The organism is Bradyrhizobium canariense (assembly GCF_019402665.1).
In the GTDB taxonomy this organism is placed as follows: Bacteria; Pseudomonadota; Alphaproteobacteria; order Rhizobiales; family Xanthobacteraceae; genus Bradyrhizobium; species Bradyrhizobium canariense.
This window is the reverse complement of record NZ_VSST01000036.1, coordinates 18,234-34,474: the sequence shown is the minus strand read 5'-3', so window position 1 is coordinate 34,474 and position 16,241 is coordinate 18,234. Positions and strand designations below refer to the sequence as shown.

The 16,241-nt window shown below is 65.2% G+C and carries 14 protein-coding genes; 5 read left to right on the top strand and 9 right to left on the bottom strand.

Annotated features, from left to right (window positions below):
- The first annotated feature begins 66 nt into the window (after nucleotides 1–66).
- A complete protein-coding gene (locus FXB41_RS18925; protein ID WP_027518961.1) occupies nucleotides 67–423 on the top strand; it encodes a hypothetical protein in 357 nt (118 codons plus the stop codon).
- A 91-nt stretch (nucleotides 424–514) separates the two neighbouring features.
- On the opposite strand, the gene garD is transcribed toward FXB41_RS18925, so the two are convergent.
- The 8 genes from garD to FXB41_RS18885 form a co-directional block, all read right to left on the bottom strand.
- Nucleotides 515–2,056, bottom strand: coding sequence for a galactarate dehydratase (gene garD, locus FXB41_RS18920; protein WP_219682810.1), 1,542 nt, complete (start codon nucleotides 2,054–2,056; stop codon nucleotides 515–517).
- Nucleotides 2,057–2,174: 118 nt separating this feature from the next.
- Nucleotides 2,175–3,623, bottom strand: coding sequence for an aldehyde dehydrogenase family protein (locus FXB41_RS18915; RefSeq protein ID WP_219682809.1), 1,449 nt, complete (start codon nucleotides 3,621–3,623; stop codon nucleotides 2,175–2,177).
- Between the two features lie 17 nt (nucleotides 3,624–3,640).
- Entirely contained in the window at nucleotides 3,641–4,984 is a 1,344-nt protein-coding gene (gene gudD, locus FXB41_RS18910) for a glucarate dehydratase (protein WP_219682808.1), read from the bottom strand.
- Between the two features lie 24 nt (nucleotides 4,985–5,008).
- Nucleotides 5,009–5,953, bottom strand: a complete 945-nt coding sequence (gene kdgD, locus FXB41_RS18905; protein WP_007602056.1) for a 5-dehydro-4-deoxyglucarate dehydratase — start codon at nucleotides 5,951–5,953, stop codon at nucleotides 5,009–5,011.
- 124 nt (nucleotides 5,954–6,077) lie between these two features.
- Nucleotides 6,078–6,983 (bottom strand): LysR family transcriptional regulator, encoded by a 906-nt coding sequence (locus FXB41_RS18900; protein WP_007602059.1) that lies wholly within the window; start codon nucleotides 6,981–6,983, stop codon nucleotides 6,078–6,080.
- A 122-nt stretch (nucleotides 6,984–7,105) separates the two neighbouring features.
- Nucleotides 7,106–8,458 carry an MFS transporter gene (locus FXB41_RS18895; RefSeq protein ID WP_219682807.1) on the bottom strand — a complete coding sequence of 451 codons (1,353 nt, stop codon included), beginning with the start codon at nucleotides 8,456–8,458 and terminating at the stop codon, nucleotides 7,106–7,108.
- Between the two features lie 304 nt (nucleotides 8,459–8,762).
- Nucleotides 8,763–10,715 carry an SGNH/GDSL hydrolase family protein gene (locus FXB41_RS18890; RefSeq protein WP_219682806.1) on the bottom strand — a complete coding sequence of 651 codons (1,953 nt, stop codon included), beginning with the start codon at nucleotides 10,713–10,715 and terminating at the stop codon, nucleotides 8,763–8,765.
- Between the two features lie 154 nt (nucleotides 10,716–10,869).
- Nucleotides 10,870–11,952 (bottom strand): lysylphosphatidylglycerol synthase transmembrane domain-containing protein, encoded by a 1,083-nt coding sequence (locus tag FXB41_RS18885; protein ID WP_219682805.1) that lies wholly within the window; start codon nucleotides 11,950–11,952, stop codon nucleotides 10,870–10,872.
- A 416-nt stretch (nucleotides 11,953–12,368) separates the two neighbouring features.
- Here FXB41_RS18885 and FXB41_RS18880 point away from each other — a divergent pair, with 416 nt between their 5' ends.
- On the top strand, nucleotides 12,369–12,875 hold the full coding sequence (locus tag FXB41_RS18880; RefSeq protein ID WP_007602065.1) for a YciE/YciF ferroxidase family protein: 507 nt from the start codon (nucleotides 12,369–12,371) through the stop codon (nucleotides 12,873–12,875).
- Between the two features lie 153 nt (nucleotides 12,876–13,028).
- Entirely contained in the window at nucleotides 13,029–14,432 is a 1,404-nt protein-coding gene (locus tag FXB41_RS18875) for an MFS transporter (RefSeq protein ID WP_219682804.1), read from the top strand.
- 14 nt (nucleotides 14,433–14,446) lie between these two features.
- Here the strand turns inward: FXB41_RS18875 and FXB41_RS18870 are convergent, their stop codons facing one another.
- Nucleotides 14,447–14,881 (bottom strand): hypothetical protein, encoded by a 435-nt coding sequence (locus FXB41_RS18870; protein ID WP_219682803.1) that lies wholly within the window; start codon nucleotides 14,879–14,881, stop codon nucleotides 14,447–14,449.
- Between the two features lie 79 nt (nucleotides 14,882–14,960).
- On the opposite strand from FXB41_RS18870, the gene FXB41_RS18865 reads away from it, so the two are divergent.
- The gene (locus FXB41_RS18865; protein ID WP_219682835.1) at nucleotides 14,961–15,548 is read left to right on the top strand and encodes a hypothetical protein; all 588 of its coding nucleotides are present in this window, start codon (nucleotides 14,961–14,963) and stop codon (nucleotides 15,546–15,548) included.
- A 100-nt stretch (nucleotides 15,549–15,648) separates the two neighbouring features.
- A complete protein-coding gene (locus FXB41_RS18860) occupies nucleotides 15,649–16,227 on the top strand; it encodes a YdcF family protein (protein WP_246648978.1) in 579 nt (192 codons plus the stop codon).
- The last annotated feature ends 14 nt before the right edge of the window (nucleotides 16,228–16,241 follow it).

The window sequence follows — 16,241 nt, the reverse complement described above, 5'->3', positions numbered from 1 at the left end:
GCCGAGTCGCGGAAGGCGGACGGCAGCTATCGCCCCGCGGCGATGACCTCGATCCGCGGAGACGACATGAGACGTGCAATACCGCGTGCCGCCATGCTGCTGGTCCTGACCGTGCTGCTGACCGCCCCGACGATGGCGCGTGACGACGGCCGCTACGCCAACTCGCCGTTAAAGCCCTGGTTCGAGAGCCTGCACAGCGAATACGGCCAATGCTGCTCGGATGCCGACGGCTACGTGGTCGCCGATGTCGACTGGGAATCCGACAAAGGCCGCTATCGCGTGCATCTCGAGGGCGAATGGGTGGTCGTGCCCGACGGTGCCGTCATCACCGAGCCGAATAAGATCGGCCGCACCATGGTGTGGAAGCACTATATCGACGGCCATCCGCGCGTGCGCTGTTTCATGCCGGGCAGCATGACCTAGACTGAAGCGTCATCCCGGGCGACGCGTGGCGTCGAAACGAGACTCTCGCACCAATACATCCGCGCGGCGAGGCAGCGTCCGCGCGCGGCGCTCAGGTCACCGGCGCCGGATTGAACAGCGTCAAATCGTTGTGGATGCCCCAGCGATCCGACCAGGGTTGCGTGCGGCCGCTGGCGACGTCGAGGATCAGGCGGAACAGGTCCCAGCCGGTCTCCTGAATGGTCTTCTCGCCGGTCGCGATGCCGCCGGCATCGAAATCGATCAGGTCCTTCCAGCGTCGCGCGAGCTCGCTGCGGGTCGCGACCTTGATCACGGGCGCAGCCGCAAGGCCGTAAGGCGTGCCGCGGCCGGTGGTGAACACTTGCAGCGTCATGCCGGAGGCGAGCTGGAGCGTGCCGCAGATGAAGTCGGATGCCGGCGTCGCCGCAAACAGCATGCCCTTCTGCGTCGCCTTCTCGCCGGGCGAGAGTACGCCGGTGATTGCGCTTGATCCGGACTTGACGATCGAGCCCAATGATTTCTCGACGATATTCGCCAAGCCGCCCCTCTTGTTGCCCGGCGTGGTGTTGGCGCTGCGGTCCGCGCCGCCGCGGGCGAGATAGGAATCGTACCAGGCCATCTCGCGGACCAGCGCGCGGCCGACGTCCTCGTTGATGGCGCGTCGCGTGAGCAGCTGGATCGCGTCGCGCACTTCGGTGACTTCCGAGAACATCACGGTGGCGCCGGCGCGCACCAGCAGGTCGGCGGCGAAGCCGACCGCAGGGTTCGCGGTGACGCCGGAGAAGGCGTCGCTACCACCGCATTGCAGGCCGATGACGAGATCGGCGGCCGGGCAGGTCTCGCGGGTGCGCTTGTTGAGGATCTTCAGGCGGGCTTCGGCCTGGGTCATGATCGCGTCGACGATGGCGCCAAAACCGTCGAAGGCTTCGTCCTGCATGCGCACGATGGCATTGCTGACGCCTTCCGGCACCAGACGCTCGGGCGCGAGCTTTTCGCATCCCAAGCTGATGACCAGGATCTCGCCGCCGAAATTCGGGTTCTGCGCGATGTTTTGCAGCGTGCGGATCGGAATCACTGCATCAGGCGCGTTGATGGCGACGCCACAGCCATAGGCGTGCGTCAGCGGCACGACGTCGTCGACATTCGGATATTTCGGCAGCAGCTCGGCGCGGATGCGCTTCACCGCGTATTCCATCGTGCCCTTGACGCATTGCACGGAGGAGGAGATGCCGAGGATGTTCTTGGTACCGACCGAGCCGTCGGAATTGCGAAAGCCTTCGAACGTGAAACCATCCAGCGGCGGCAGCGGCGCGGGAACGGCGGTCGAGATTTCCAACTTGTCGAGGGCAGGGGCCTCCGGCATGCGGATGCGCGCTTCGTCCACCCATTCGCCGGCCAGGATCGGCGCGAGCGCATGGCCGATCACCTCGCCGTAGCGGATGATCGGGGCGTCCCGCGCGATGTCGACCAGCGCCGTCTTGTGTCCCTGCGGCACGAAGGCACGCAGCGTCAGCCCGCTGGCGAAACGGGAGCCGGCGGGAAGCCCGAAATCATTGACAACGATCGCGACGTTGTCGCGATCGTTGAGCTTGATGTAGCGGGGCTGCTCTTTCGCTGCGACTGACTGGTCCATGGAAGGACTCCGAAGTGTAGGGTGGGTTAGCGCAGCGTAACCCACCACCGTCTGCATCCGTCGAACCACAAGAGGTGGGTTACGCTGCGCTAACCCACCCTACGACACCTACGCTCCGTCAACCGGGATAGGTATAGGCGGTCTTCACCGTCGTATAGAACTCGCGGGCATAGGAGCCCTGCTCGCGGGCGCCGTAGCTCGAACCCTTCCGGCCACCGAACGGCACGTGATAATCGACGCCGGCGGTCGGCAGATTGACCATCACCATGCCGGACTCGCTGTTGCGCTTGTAGTGCGAGGCGTATTTCAGGCTGGTGGTGCAGATGCCGGAGGCAAGGCCGAACTCGGTGTCGTTGGAGATCGCCAGCGCCTCCTCGTAGTTCTTGGCGCGAATGACGGTTGCGACCGGCCCGAAGATTTCTTCGCGCGCGATCCGCATGTTGTTGTTGGCTTCCGTGAACAGCGCCGGCTGCAGGTAGTGGCCGGGCGTTTCGCGCTTGAGCAGCTCGCCACCCCAGGCGAGCTTGGCACCCTCGTCCTGGCCGATCTTGATGTAGCGCAGATCCTGGTCGAGCTGGCTCTGGTCGACCACGGGGCCGATATGCACGCCGGCCTTGAGCGCGTCGTCGACCGTCAGGCCTTTCAGGCGCTCGGTCATCGCCGCAACGAAACGGTCGTGAATACCTTCGGTGACGATCAGGCGCGAGGACGCGGTGCAGCGCTGGCCGGTGGAGAAATAGGCGCCGTTGACGGCGACTTCCACGGCGGTCTTGAGATCGGCGTCGTCGAGCACCACCAGCGGGTTCTTGCCGCCCATTTCGAGCTGGAATTTCTTCATGCTGCTCGAGGTCACGCAGGCCTGCGCGATCTTGCGGCCGGTCTGCACCGAGCCGGTGAAGGTGATCGCGGCGACGTCGGGATGCTCGATCAGGGTCTGGCCGACCACGGAGCCCGAGCCGACAACGAGGTTGAACACGCCGGCCGGGATGCCGGAACGGGTGATGATCTCGGACAGCGCATGCGCCGAGCCCGGCACCAGCTCGGCAGGCTTGAACACCACGGTGTTGCCGTAGCAGAGCGCCGGGGCGATCTTCCAGGCGGGGATCGCGATCGGGAAATTCCAGGGCGTGATCATGCCGACGACGCCCATCGGCTCACGGGTGAGCTCGACGTCGATGCCGGGACGGACGGAAGCGCCCTTCTCGCCGATCATGCGCAGCGCCTCGCCGGCGAAGAACGCAAAGATCTGGCCGGCGCGGGCGACCTCGCCGATGCCCTCGGGCAGCGTCTTGCCTTCCTCGCGGGCGAGCAGGCGACCGAGCTCTTCCTTGCGGGCGATGATCTCGAGCGAAATCTTGTTCAGCGCGTCGTAGCGCGCCTGCGGCGTCGACTGCGCCCAGGCGGGGAAGGCGGCCTTGGCGGCGGCGATCGCCTTCTCGGTCTGCGCCTTGTCGGCCTTGGCGTATTCGCCGACGACGTCGTTGGTGTTGGAGGGGTTGATGTTCTTGGTGACGGCGGAGCCATCGACCCATTCGCCGCCGATGAAGTTCTTCAGGATCGCAGTCATAGCTTCCTCCAGAGTTTTTAACGAACCAGGCAGGGACGCTTGTCGTCGAAGGTCCAGCCGGGGATCAAGTCCTGCATGGCAATAGCGTCATCGCGGGCGCCGAGTCCATGCTGCTTGTAAAGGTCATGCGCGGCGTCGATGGCGGCCCTGTCGATTTCGATACCCAGGCCCGGCCTCTCAGGCACGACGATCTTGCCGCCCTTGATCTGGAGCGGCTCCTTCGTCAGGGCCTGGCCGTCCTGCCAGATCCAGTGCGTGTCGATTGCGGTGACCCTGCCGGGGGCGGCGGCGCCGACATGGGTGAACATGGCGAGCGAGATGTCGAAATGGTTGTTGGAGTGCGAACCCCAGGTCAGGCCGTTGTCGCGGCAGGTCTGTGCCACGCGCACCGAGCCCTGCATGGTCCAGAAATGGGGATCGGCGAGCGGAATGTCCACCGCACCGAGGCGCAGCGCATGCGACAATTGCCGCCAATCGGTCGCGATCATGTTGGTCGCGGTCGGCAGGCCCGTTGCGCGGCGGAACTCGGCCATGATCTCACGGCCGGAGAAGCCGCCTTCGGCGCCGCAGGGGTCCTCGGCATAGGCGAGGATGCCGTGCATGTCCTTGCAGAGGCCGACAGCCTCGTCGAGCGACCATGCGCCGTTCGGGTCCAGGGTCACCCGCGCATTCGGAAAGCGCTTGGCGATCGCAGTGACGGCCTCGATCTCCTGCTCGCCGCGCAGCACGCCGCCCTTGAGCTTGAAATCGGCGAAGCCGTAATGGTCGTGGGTGGCTTCCGCCAGCCGCACCACCGTTTCCGGCGTCATCGCCTGCTGATGGCGGAGGTTGAACCATTCGGGCTTGCCGCTCTCGCCGCCGACATAGTCGAGCTTGGATTTGCGCCGGTCGCCGACGAAGAAGAGATAGCCGAGCGTCTCGACGCTGGTGCGCTGCTGGCCTTCGCCGAGCAGGGCTGCGACGGGCAGGTTGAGATGCTGACCGAGCAGGTCGAGCAGGGCGGACTCCACAGCCGTGACGGCGTGGATCATGACGCGGAGATCGAAAGTCTGCTTGCCGCGGCCGCCGGCATCGCGATCGGCGAAGGCTGTACGAACGTCGGCGAGGACGTTGTTCATCGCGCCGACGGTCTTGCCGATCACGAGATCACGGGCGTCCTGCAGCGTCTGCCAGATCTTTTGGCCGCCGGGCACCTCGCCGACGCCGGTGTGACCGGCATTGTCGGTGAGGATGACGATGTTGCGGGTGAAGAACGGCGCATGCGCACCGCTCAGATTAAGGAGCATGCTGTCACGGCCTGCGACCGGGATCACCTGCATCGCGGTGACGACCGGTGCGCCAGTGATCTCGGTTTTGGCCATCGCAGGCTCCTCCCTGTGTCGCTGTTATTCTGCAGCCTGTTGTGACGATCGGATGGCGGGCAGATTCTTCACCAGCGCCGTGACCTCCGCGATCTCCTGCTCGGTGAGATCGGTCAGCGGCGGACGGACTGGGCCGGAATCGCGGCCGATCACCTTCATGCCGGCCTTGATGATCGAGACCGCATAGCCCTTCTTGCGGTTGCGGATCGCGATCAGCGGCAGGATGAAGTCCTTCAGGCCGGCGTGGATCGTCGCGTGGTCGCGCTTGCGTACGGCGGCGTAGAAATTGGTGGCGAATTCCGGAACGAAGTTGAACACCGCCGAGGAGTAGGTGGTCACGCCCATGTCGAGATAGGGCAGCGCGAACGTCTCCGCGGTCGGCAGGCCGCCGATATAGGTCAGGCGGTCGCCGAGCTTGGTGTAGACGCGGGTCATCAGCTCGATGTCGCCGATGCCGTCCTTGTAGCCGACGAGGTTCGGGCAACGTTCGGCGAGGCGGGCGAGCGTATCGGGCTGGAGGATGGCGTTGTCGCGGTTGTAGACGATGACGCCGATCTTCACGGAGGCGCAGATCGCTTCCACGTGGGCAGCAAGGCCGTCCTGCTCGGCATGGGTGAGATAAGGCGGCAGCAGCAACAAGCCGTCGGCGCCGGCCTTCTCCGCGCCGATCGCGATCTCGCGCGCGGTGGCGGTGCCGTAGCCGGTGCCGGCGAGCACGGGCACGCGGCCCTTGGTCTCGTCCACGGCGATCTTCACGACCTGCGGAACCTCGGCGGCCGTCAGCGAGAAGAATTCGCCGGTGCCGCCGGCGGCGAACAGGCCTGCGACGTCATAGCCGCAGAGCCAATCCATATTGGCGCGGTAGGTCGCCTCGTCGAAGGAGTAATCCGCCTTGAACGGGGTGACGGGGAAAGACAGGAGGCCGGATCCGATCTTCTGGGCCATTTCCTGCGGGGTCATCTTGCTCATGGGCGCTGCTCCCTGGTCTCGTGTTGTGGAGGACGCAAAGGCTGCGCGTCCATGCGCCGTGGTTTAGGAGACCGTTCGATGCGGGTCCAAGCCAAAGCCTATATCGACCGATGCGAATTCAGCATCAATCTTCCATCACCTCCGCCGAGGACAATTCGCTCGCGATTTTGACGAGGGCCGAGAGCAGCGGATTTTCGTCGTCGCGGCGCCAGACCATGAACAGCTCGACGGGGACGCGGGTGCGCAGCTTCAGTGGCCGCAGGCGGACGTCCGCGATCTTCAAGCTCGCCGCCGCCGCCGGCACGATGGCGAGGCCGAGGCCGGCGCGAACCATGGCGAGGATGGAGTGGATCTGGCTCAGGTGCTGGACATAGCGCGGCAGGATGTCGGCGCGGGTGAACAGCGCCACCAGCACGTCGTGAAAGTAGCGGCTCTCATAGGGCGAATACATCACGAACGGCTGGTTGTCGAAATCCTTGATCGTGACGCTCTCGGCATTCGCCAGCGGATGCTTTTTCGGGATCGCGGCGAGCAGGGGCTCGGCGACGACGCGGCGGCTGGCGATTTCCGGGCGCGCGATCGGGGGCCTGAGCAGGCCGGCATCGATCTGGCCCGAGGTAAGGGCCTCGAACTGGTCGCCCGACACCATCTCCTTCAGCGAGAAGTCCACCTCGGGCAGCTTGGCGCGGCAGGCGGCGACGAGCTCGGGGAGAAAGCCGTAGGCGGCGGCCGCGGTGAAGCCGATCTTCAGCGAGCCGGACTTGCCGAGCGCGATACGGCGGGCGACCTGCGAGGCGCTTTCCGCAAGCTTCAGGATGCGCCGCGCTTCCGGCAGGAAGCTGCGCCCGGCCGGCGTCAGGCGCACCGAGCGGCTGGTACGCTCCAGCAGCGGCGCATCGATGATGTGCTCGAGCACCTGGATCTGCCGGGACAGCGGCGGCTGGGTCATGTTCAGCCGCGCGGCGGCGCGGCCGAAATGCAATTCCTCCGCCACCGTGACGAAACAGCGGAGCTGATTGAGGTCGAACATCGATACATGCCTTAGATGGATAAGGCGTTTCCCCGGCGCTTCTAGCATCGATTACTCCCAAAACAAAGACGGCGGCCGTGAAGCCGCCGTTAAGTTGCCTGGTCAAGCTCCCATGGGAGCCCTCAGGAGGAACGTTTGAGCACTACGCGCTCGATCTTGCCGACGACCACGAGATAGGCGAATGCGGCCACCAGCGCATTGGCGCCGACGAATATCAGCGCACCGTTGAACGAGCCGGTCGCGGCCAGGATGTAGCCGATCACGATCGGGGTGCTGATCGAGGAGAGGTTGCCGAAGGTGTTGAACAGGCCGCCCGAGACGCCGCCGGCTTCCTTCGGCGAAGTGTCGGAGACGACAGCCCAGCCGAGCGCGCCGATGCCCTTGCCGAAGAAGGCGAGCGCCATGAAGCCGACCACCAGCGCCTGGCCGTCGACATAGTTGCAGGCGATGATCGACATCGACAGCAGCATGCCGCCGACGATCGGGATCTTGCGCGCCATCGTCAACGAGCCGGTCTTGCGCAGGATCGCGTCGGAGATGACGCCGCCAAGCACGCCGCCGATGAAGCCGCACAGCGCCGGCAGCGTCGCGACGAAGCCGGCTTGCAGGATCGACAGGCCGCGCTCCTTGACGAGGTAGACCGGGAACCAGGTCAGGAAGAAGTAGGTCAGCGTGTTGATGCAATACTGGCCGAGATAGACGCCCAGCATCATGCGGTTCGAGAGCAACTGGCGGATGTGGTCCCACCCGGAGCCGGCCTCTGGCGCGCCCTCTTGCTTCAGATCGTCTTTGGGCGCGTCGAGATCGACCAGCGCGCCGCCGTTCTTGATGTAGTCGAACTCGGCCTCGTTGATGCCGGGATGCTCCTTCGGCCCGTAGACGGTCTTGATCCAGACCAGGCCCATGATGATTCCGAGCGCGCCCATCACGAAGAACACGTAGCGCCAGCCGTAGTCGTGCGCGATCCAGCCCATCAGCGGCGCGAAGATAACGGTGGCGAAATACTGCCCGGAATTGAAGAAGGCCGACGCGGTGCCGCGCTCATTGCTCGGAAACCAGGCTGCGACGATGCGGGCATTGGCGGGGAAAGAGGGCGCCTCTGCGATGCCGACGAGGAAGCGCAGACCGAACAGCGCGGTGATCGCGGTGCCGGCGCTGAAGAATCCGACCCAGCCCTGCAGCGTCGTGAACAGCGACCAGACGATGATGCTGAAGGCATAGACGAGGCGGGAGCCGTAGCGGTCGAGCAGCCAGCCACCCGGCACCTGCGCGATCACATAGGACCATCCAAACGCCGAGAAGATGTAGCCCATTGCGACGGGATCGAGATGCAGCTCCTTGGAAAGCGCGGGGCCCGCGATCGACAGCGTGGCGCGGTCGGCATAATTGACGGTCGTGACCAGGAACAACATGGTCACGATGAACAGCCTGACGCGAGACCTTCTCACGTCCGCTGCGGACATCACTGCGCTCATTGCGCGCCTCCTTAGAACTCGAAACGTTTCCCCACTGCGACTCCTAGAGGTGCGCGCGGCAAAGTGTCCAAGTTCAAGGCAGTATCGATCGATGCCGTTTTTGGATGGATGGAACGGCAGGGGGGAGGAACGATTGAGGTGATGGCGAACGCGCTCACCACGTACTCAACTGTCATTCCCCGCGAAAGCGGGGAATCCAGTACGCCGCGGCATCTCGATTCAATCACGTCTGTCACGGCGCACTGGATCGCCCGGTCAAGCCGGGCGATGACACCGAGAGTGGAGTGAGCGCTCGCCTTTGCTACTACTGCCGCGCGCCTGGCAGCAGCGGCGCGAGCAGCCCGCGTGTCACGCCCGGCGGTGCCGCATCGAGTCCCAGCACGGCGCTTGCGGCCGGCAGCGCCGCGTCCGCCATCGCGGCGTGCCCTTCGGCGCTCGGATGCACGGCGCCGCCATAGACGGCGGAGAGCACGCCCCAGGTCGCGTCATGGATGTCGGTCGGCTGGCTTGCTGCCGGCAAGCCTTGCGGATAGGTCATCGCCGCGAAATAGCTGTCATTGGCGTCGCGGATCCAGCGCGCGCGCGGCAAATAGGCGCGGAATTCGGAGGCGCCGCGGCCGCACAGCATCGGCTGGCTCGCTGCGCTCACGATGTCAGGATTGAAGCTCTGGCCGTTCTCGGCAAAGCAGGTGCGGTCGAATTCGGGATCGTTGCCCGAATGCGCGCAGAAGCCATGATCGGCGAACGCTGCCTGATGTGAATCCACGAAGGTCATGCGGTCGGCCTCGGGATCGCGGCACAGCGCGCCGCGGGTGCAGGTGGCGAGCCCCTTCAGTTGCGGCAGGAATTCGGTGTCGACGAAGGTCGAGACGCGGGCGAGGCGCTGCGGGTCGGCGTTGAAGGACGGATGAATGTCGAAGCCGGCGCGGCCGCCGCGGCATGGCACCCCACCATCGGCGAGCGCCGGGTTGGCGTAGGAGACGTAGACCACGTGCGAGAGGTCGCCGCCGACCAGCGGCTTGAGCGCCTCGCGCAGCTTGACGAAATTCTGCGGCAGCTCGCGCGCCAGCGCATCGCGGGAATCATCAACGCTCGCCATCACCCCGGAGCGCCGGAATATGGCGCGCTCGGTTGCGGTCTCGACGATCACGTCGGCGACGAGGCCGGAGAAATAGACGTCGTTGGCGCCGACCGAGAGCAGCACGAGGTCGAGTGTGCGCTCGGGCTGGCGTTTCCGGGCGGCGGTCAGCGCCTCCCGCAACTCGGCGACCTGCGCGTTCACGCTGATGTTGCAGACGCCGGTCTTGCCGGGCGGGCATTCGCGGGCGCGCTGCGAGCCGAGCAGCCCGTCGCTGATGCTGGCGCCGGTGCAGGCGAGCGGCAGAAAGGTAATGGCGACGTGGGTGTAGCGTACCGCGAGCGCCAGCGCGGTGCGGGCCTGATAGCTATAGAGCGATCGGTGGCAGGGCGAGTTGAACCAGAGCGCGCTATAGCGCTGCCAGTTGGCAAGCGTATCCGGCGCTTCGCAGGCGCGGCCGCCCTTGAAGCCGGCCCGGCTCGGCCGATAATACTGCGCGCCGGCGGTGCCGAGATAGGAGCGGAAGCAAAAACCTTCGTCCGACAGCGCCAGCGACCGGTCCGGATTGCCTTCGCCCGAGGCGATGCTGTCTCCGAGGCCAGCGACGAAGATGTCGCGGACCTGGATCTCGGTCTGGACGCGCTGGGTCGGATCGGAGCCGGAGGAGACGTCGACGCTCGCGACCGTCTGCTTGCCGTAGCGTACCCGCAGATTGACCGGCTCGGCGCAGTCGAAGGTGGATTGTTGCGGCCCGTCGCCGTCGTCGAATGACCAGGCGCAGGTCGCGCCGACCGGCACCGCGCCGGCGAGGCGCACAGTGACGGGATGGTCGAGGGGGGTGAGGTAGTTTTCCTTCGTGTTGTCGCGGGTGCAGGGCTGGTTGACCCGGCCCTGGAGGTCGATGCAGAGCCGGTTGACCATGTTGCGGGCCCAGCCGCGGCCCTCGCTCTGGAGCTCCAGCGATTGCTCGGCGGCGAGGATGCTGCGGTTACGCGCGTTCTCGACATGGAGCAGGAAGTCGCGCTCCTCGCGGAACAGTCGGAAGCGGTTGCGCACCTCCCAGCTGATCTGCATGGCGCCGGCGTCCTGCGCGGCCGCCCGCTCCGGCGGCAAGGCGGTGAGGAGCCCGGCGAGCAGCAGGGCACCGGCGAGGAAACGGCGAAGGAATACAGGGATCATGGCCCGCGTTTTCAACGGCAAAGTTGAGGCGGAAATAAGAGAGCTGCTCTCCGCCTGCAACATTGGTCTGAAGGTTTTACCGGCCGCCGTCTAGCGGACTATCGACGGAGCATGATCTTTTCGGAGAGCCGCTTCGCACTTTTCCGGATCATGCTCAGCGCTTGCTGGCCTGCCGCAGCGACCGCTCGCGCTCCATCGCTGCCACCTGCTTGGGCAGGTTGGCCTGCGCGCAGGCCTCCGCCAGCCGTCGGCGCTCCTGCCAGGGCTCCACCACATTCATCCAGAGCTCGCGTGTGCCCATGATGGAGATGGCAAGACCGAACGGGATCACGAAATAGAGGATGCGGAAGACGAGGAGCGTGGCCAGAAGCTGCTCGCGGCCGAATTCGGGCAGCGCCACCAGCATGGCGGCGTCGAACACGCCGAGCGAGCCGGGGGCGTGGCTGGCGAAGCCGAGCAACGTCGCCAAAATGAAAACCACGGAGAGCGACAGGAAATCGATCTGCGGAGTGGCCGGCACCAGAAGGTACATCGCCAGCGCGCAGAATCCGAGATCGACGACGCCGATCAGGATCTGCACCAGCGTCAGCGGCGCTGACGGCAGCACCACCTTCCAGCCCTTCTGGCCAAGCTCGCGGCGCTTCTCGCCCATGCAAAGCCAGACCAGATAGGCGCCGATCGAGGCAAGGCCGCCGATCGCAATCAGCCGGTTGATCGACGACGGCAGCTGATCCATGTAGGAGGCGGCATCCGGATGGATGGCCATGCCGATCGAGAGCACGAAGATGTTACCGAGCCAGAAGGTCAGGCCCGACAGGAAGCAGATTTTGGCGACGTCGATCGCATTCAGCCCGTAATCCGAATAGATCCGGAAGCGGATCGCGCCGCCGGTGAAGACTGTGGCGCCGATATTGTGGCCGATCGAATAGGACGTGAAGCTGGAGAGCGCTGCGATGCGATAGGGCACGTGCTTCTTGCCGATCGTTCGCAGTGCAAAAAAGTCGTAGAAGGTCAGCGTACAGAACGCGAAGCATACGCAAATCGCCGCCAGCCCGATGTTTTCGCGGGGGATCTCGGTCAACGCGGTCAGGATGACCCCGGTGTCGATGCCCTTGAGGGTGCGCACCAGCGTGGTGATCGCGAACGCGATGATAAAGACGCTCGCCGCAACGCCGAGTCGCCGCCAGCCGATCCATCTCTTGAAGCCGCGCTTCAGCGCGGTCAGCAGTCCGTGCATTCATCCTCCCGGCGGGGGGCAAGACCGACCAGGCCAGACATTGGCCGGTCGGATGCGATCAGTGCCCGATGTGGGCTTGGATCGCTAGACATGATGTAGCTCATTTAAGGCAAAAACAGTGACTTGTGCAGCCCTTGACAAGGATAGGTTCTGTCTTGGATCAGCCACTTTGTCATACGCGGTTCACATCGGACGCGCGTTAAGCATATGAGTCGTAGGACCGGTCGCGTCCGTCCGTGACATGATTTCAGATCCTGCACGGCCGGCGTTGTTCCAGCGCAAGGGATGCGGGCTTTTTTGGAACGACGATGCCGTGCGCTGGTTAGTGCCGCATCAGCAATCGAACATGGCGGAATAACCGGCTTCTCCTGAAAGCCGGTGCCTCCGTGTTCCCACAACCCGAGAGGATCGGACCGATGGGATTGTTCACAAAAGACATCAAAACCATGAACGACCTGTTCGTGCATCAGCTCCAGGACATCTATTACGCCGAGCAGCAGCTCACCAAGGCACTGCCGAAAATGGCGGATAAGGCGACCGATCCGCAGCTGAAGCAGGGCTTTTTGACGCACCTCGAAGAAACCAGGGAGCACGTCAAGCGGCTCGAGGAAGTGTTCAAGATGCACGGTGCGCAGGTGAAGGCGGTCGATTGCCCCGCGATCGACGGCATCATCGAGGAAGCCGACGAGACGGCCGGCGAAGTCGCCGACAAGGCAGTGCTCGACGCCGCGCTGATCAACGCGGCACAGGCGGCGGAGCATTACGAGATCGTCCGCTACGGCAGCCTGATCGCCTGGGCGAAGCAACTCGGCCGCAACGACTGCGCCAGCATGCTCGCCAAGACGCTCGAGGAGGAGAAGGCCACCGACAAGAAGCTGACCACGATCGCCGAGAGCAAGGTGAATCTGCGCGCTGCAAGCTGAGGCCAGGCTTAGCCAGGATAGAGCGTCGCGCGGTCATCCGCGCGACGCTCGCACGTTACGCATCCATTAGGCATGCATCATTCGATCGTTGTCGTAACATGACGGCGAGCGGGAAGTTTATCGTTCGCATGGGGCTGCAACCGAGATGGCAGCATGCGAGTAAGCACCGCCAGATACGAAGCCTTCGAAGCCGGCGCGCCGCATTCCGGCTCCCGCCTTGCGACGTCTCTCACCCTTGCCGCGATGAGCCTTGGTTATGGCGTGGTGCAGCTTGACGTCACCATCGTCAACACCGCGCTCGACGCCATGGGCAGGACGCTCGGCGGCGGCGTCGCCGAGCTGCAATGGGTGGTCAGCGCCTACACCATTGCGTTTGCCGCGTTCATCCTGACGGCCGGCGCGCTCGGTGACCGGATCGGCGCCAAGCGCGTCTTCATGGCGGGGTTTGCCATCTTCACCGCGGCCTCGCTCGCCTGCGCATTGTCGCCCAATGAGGCTGCCCTGATCGCAGCGCGGCTGGTCCAGGGCCTGGCGGCGGCGATCCTGGTGCCGAATTCTCTTGCCCTGCTCAATCATGCCTATCCGGACGACCGCGAGCGCGGCCGCGCCGTTGCGATCTGGGCCGCCGGTGCGAGCCTCGCGCTCACGGCCGGTCCCTTCGTCGGCGGCGCACTGATCACGCTGGTCGGCTGGCGCGCGATCTTTCTCGTCAACCTTCCGATCGGCCTCATCGGCCTTTGGCTGAGCTGGCGCTATGCGACCGAGACCACGCGCGCGCCCTCACGCGAGATCGATCTGCCCGGCCAGCTCGCGGCGATTGGTGCGCTGGGGGCGCTCGCCGGCGCGATCATCGAGGGGGGCGCGCTTGGCTGGCAGCATCCGGCTGTGCTCGCGGCGTTCGCTTCAGCCGCTCTCCTGGCGGTGCTGTTCGTCTGGCGCGAGAGCCGCGCGACGCAGCCGATGCTGCCCCTGTCCCTGTTCGATCACCGGCTGTTCAGCCTGACCGCGCTCGTCGGCCTGCTCGTGAACGTCGCGATCTACGGGCTGATCTTCGTGCTCAGCTTGTATTTCCAGAGGATCAACGGGCTGACGGCGTGGTGGACGGGTCTCGCCTTCGTGCCGATGATGGCGGTGGTGCTTCCAGTCAATCTGCTGGCGCCTCGTCTCGCCGAGCGTATCGGGGCGTGCCCGACCATCGTCGTCGGCGCCTGCGTCTCGGCGCTCGGTTGCGTCGGCCTGCTCTGGATCGAAGCCGGCACGAGCTATTGGGCGATTTTTGCACAGATGATCGCGATCAGCAGCGGACTTGGGCTGCTGGTGCCGCCGCTGACCTCGACCTTGTTGGGCAGCGTCGAGAAGGCGCGCTCCGGCATCGCGGCGGGCGTCCTGAACGCGACGCGGCAGACAGGCAGCGTGCTCGGCGTTGCGCTATTCGGTTCGCTAGTGGCCTCGGAAGGCGCGTTCATGACCGGCCTGCACGCATCGCTGGCGGTCTCGGCCACCGTCCTCGTGCTCGCTGCCGCCGTGATCGGGATCGGCGCGCGTTCGCGCGGGTGAACTGTGTGGAGGAATCAGCCGCGGCGCAGTGCGAAATGCGCGCCGCAGAACGCCATCGCGGCACCGAGGCCCAGCGCGGAAATCCCGGCCAGCACGCCCGAGACCGTCGGGACCGGGCTCGGCGCCGAGGCCACCTGGCCCGCACCCGCAAGCAGCAGCACGCCGACCGCGATCAGGAATTGCCGCATCCGTTGCGGGATCTGGCCCGAGACGGCGCTCTGCATCAATGTCGCCGTGAAATAACCGCCGGAGAAGCCGACGGAGGCGATCAGCCACCAGGCGATCGCCGCGCCCGCCGGTATGAACTCGTGCGTGTCCGAGTGCCAGAGGCCGCCGAGGTCGAGCCCGTAGCGGGCGCCCAGCATGTGCACGGCGAGCGCGAGCAGCACGCCGGAGATCACGGCGGCGCCGAGAATCAGGCGGCGCGGAAAAAAAATCGTCTCAGCCATGTCCCGCTTGTAGGATGGGGCAGGGCGCCCACGCAAGCGGATCGCAGATGGGATCGCCCGGATTGGATTGTTTGTGAAGATGCAGGATTCGGGAGCCGAGGCGGCTGCGGGCGCGAGCTACGCCTACAAGGCGTCGCTGATCGGCTCGGCGCATCGCTTCGAGCTGACGGAGGAGGGGCTGTCCTGGCACATCGGCGGCCGTTCGGGCCTGTGGCGTTATGACGAGATCAGTGCAATCCGGTTGTCGTTCCGCCCCGTCTCGATGCAGCAGCACCGCTTTCGCGCCGATGTCAGCCATGCCAGTGGCGGCCGCATCAGGATTCTGTCGACGAGCTGGCAGACGGCGGCGCTGATGGCACCGCAGGACAATGGCTTTCGCAATTTCATCGTCGCGTTGCACGCGCGCATGGCGCAGGCCGGCAGCCAAGCCGAGTTAACCGCCGGCCTTGGCCGCAGGACCTACGCGGCAATGCTGGCTTTTCTTGCGGTGCTTGCAGTGGCGATGACGGCGCTCCTGGTCCGGGCGCTTGCGATCAGCGAATTCGCCGGCGCGCTGTTCATCATCGGTTTTGCCGCGCTGTTCGCCTGGCAGATCGGCGGCTTCGTGCGGCGTAACCAGCCGCGGAGCTACAGCTTCGATCGCGTGCCGAGCGCTTTGCTGCCCTAATGGCCGTGTTGCCTCGGGTGCAATGGGCCGCAACCAAACGTGACTTCGCGCCGTTGCCCCGGTGTCGCATCGTGCTGCCATGTCAACCATGGACCGCGGCATGCGTAGGCCTTCGGCGGATGAGATCTCCGAGATCAACCGCGCCCATCTGATCGATACGCCGCTGCAGCCGGCGGACCTCCTGTTCATGTTCGGCACCCGAGAGGACGTCACGCTGCGGGCCGATACGGCGGGGCGACTATGGCGCCAGGGCTATTTCCGCTGGTCGATTGTCAGCGGCGGCGTGACGGCGGGCTCGGAGCAATCCGAGTGCACGATCATCAAGGCGGCGATGGTCGCGGCCGGCATTCCAGCTGACCGAATTCTCGAGGAACATCATGCCCAAAACACAGGCGAGAACGTGATCCTCTCGCTGCCGATCATTGACGCGGCGCTCGGGCTGCACAATGTCCGCACCGTGATCTGCCTCGGCAACACCTGGACCGCGCGGCGCTATCCAATGACGCTGCACCGGCACTGGCCGGAGGTCGAGAAAATGCTGCTCACGGTCGACAGCTTTGCGACGCCGCGGACGCTCTGGCACACCGATCCCGAATTTCGTCGCCGCATGCTGCATGAATGGGACAAGATCGAGCCTTACAAGGCGAAGGGCTTCATCGCGGAATGGCCGGAGGCCTGAACGGGGGAGCGGCA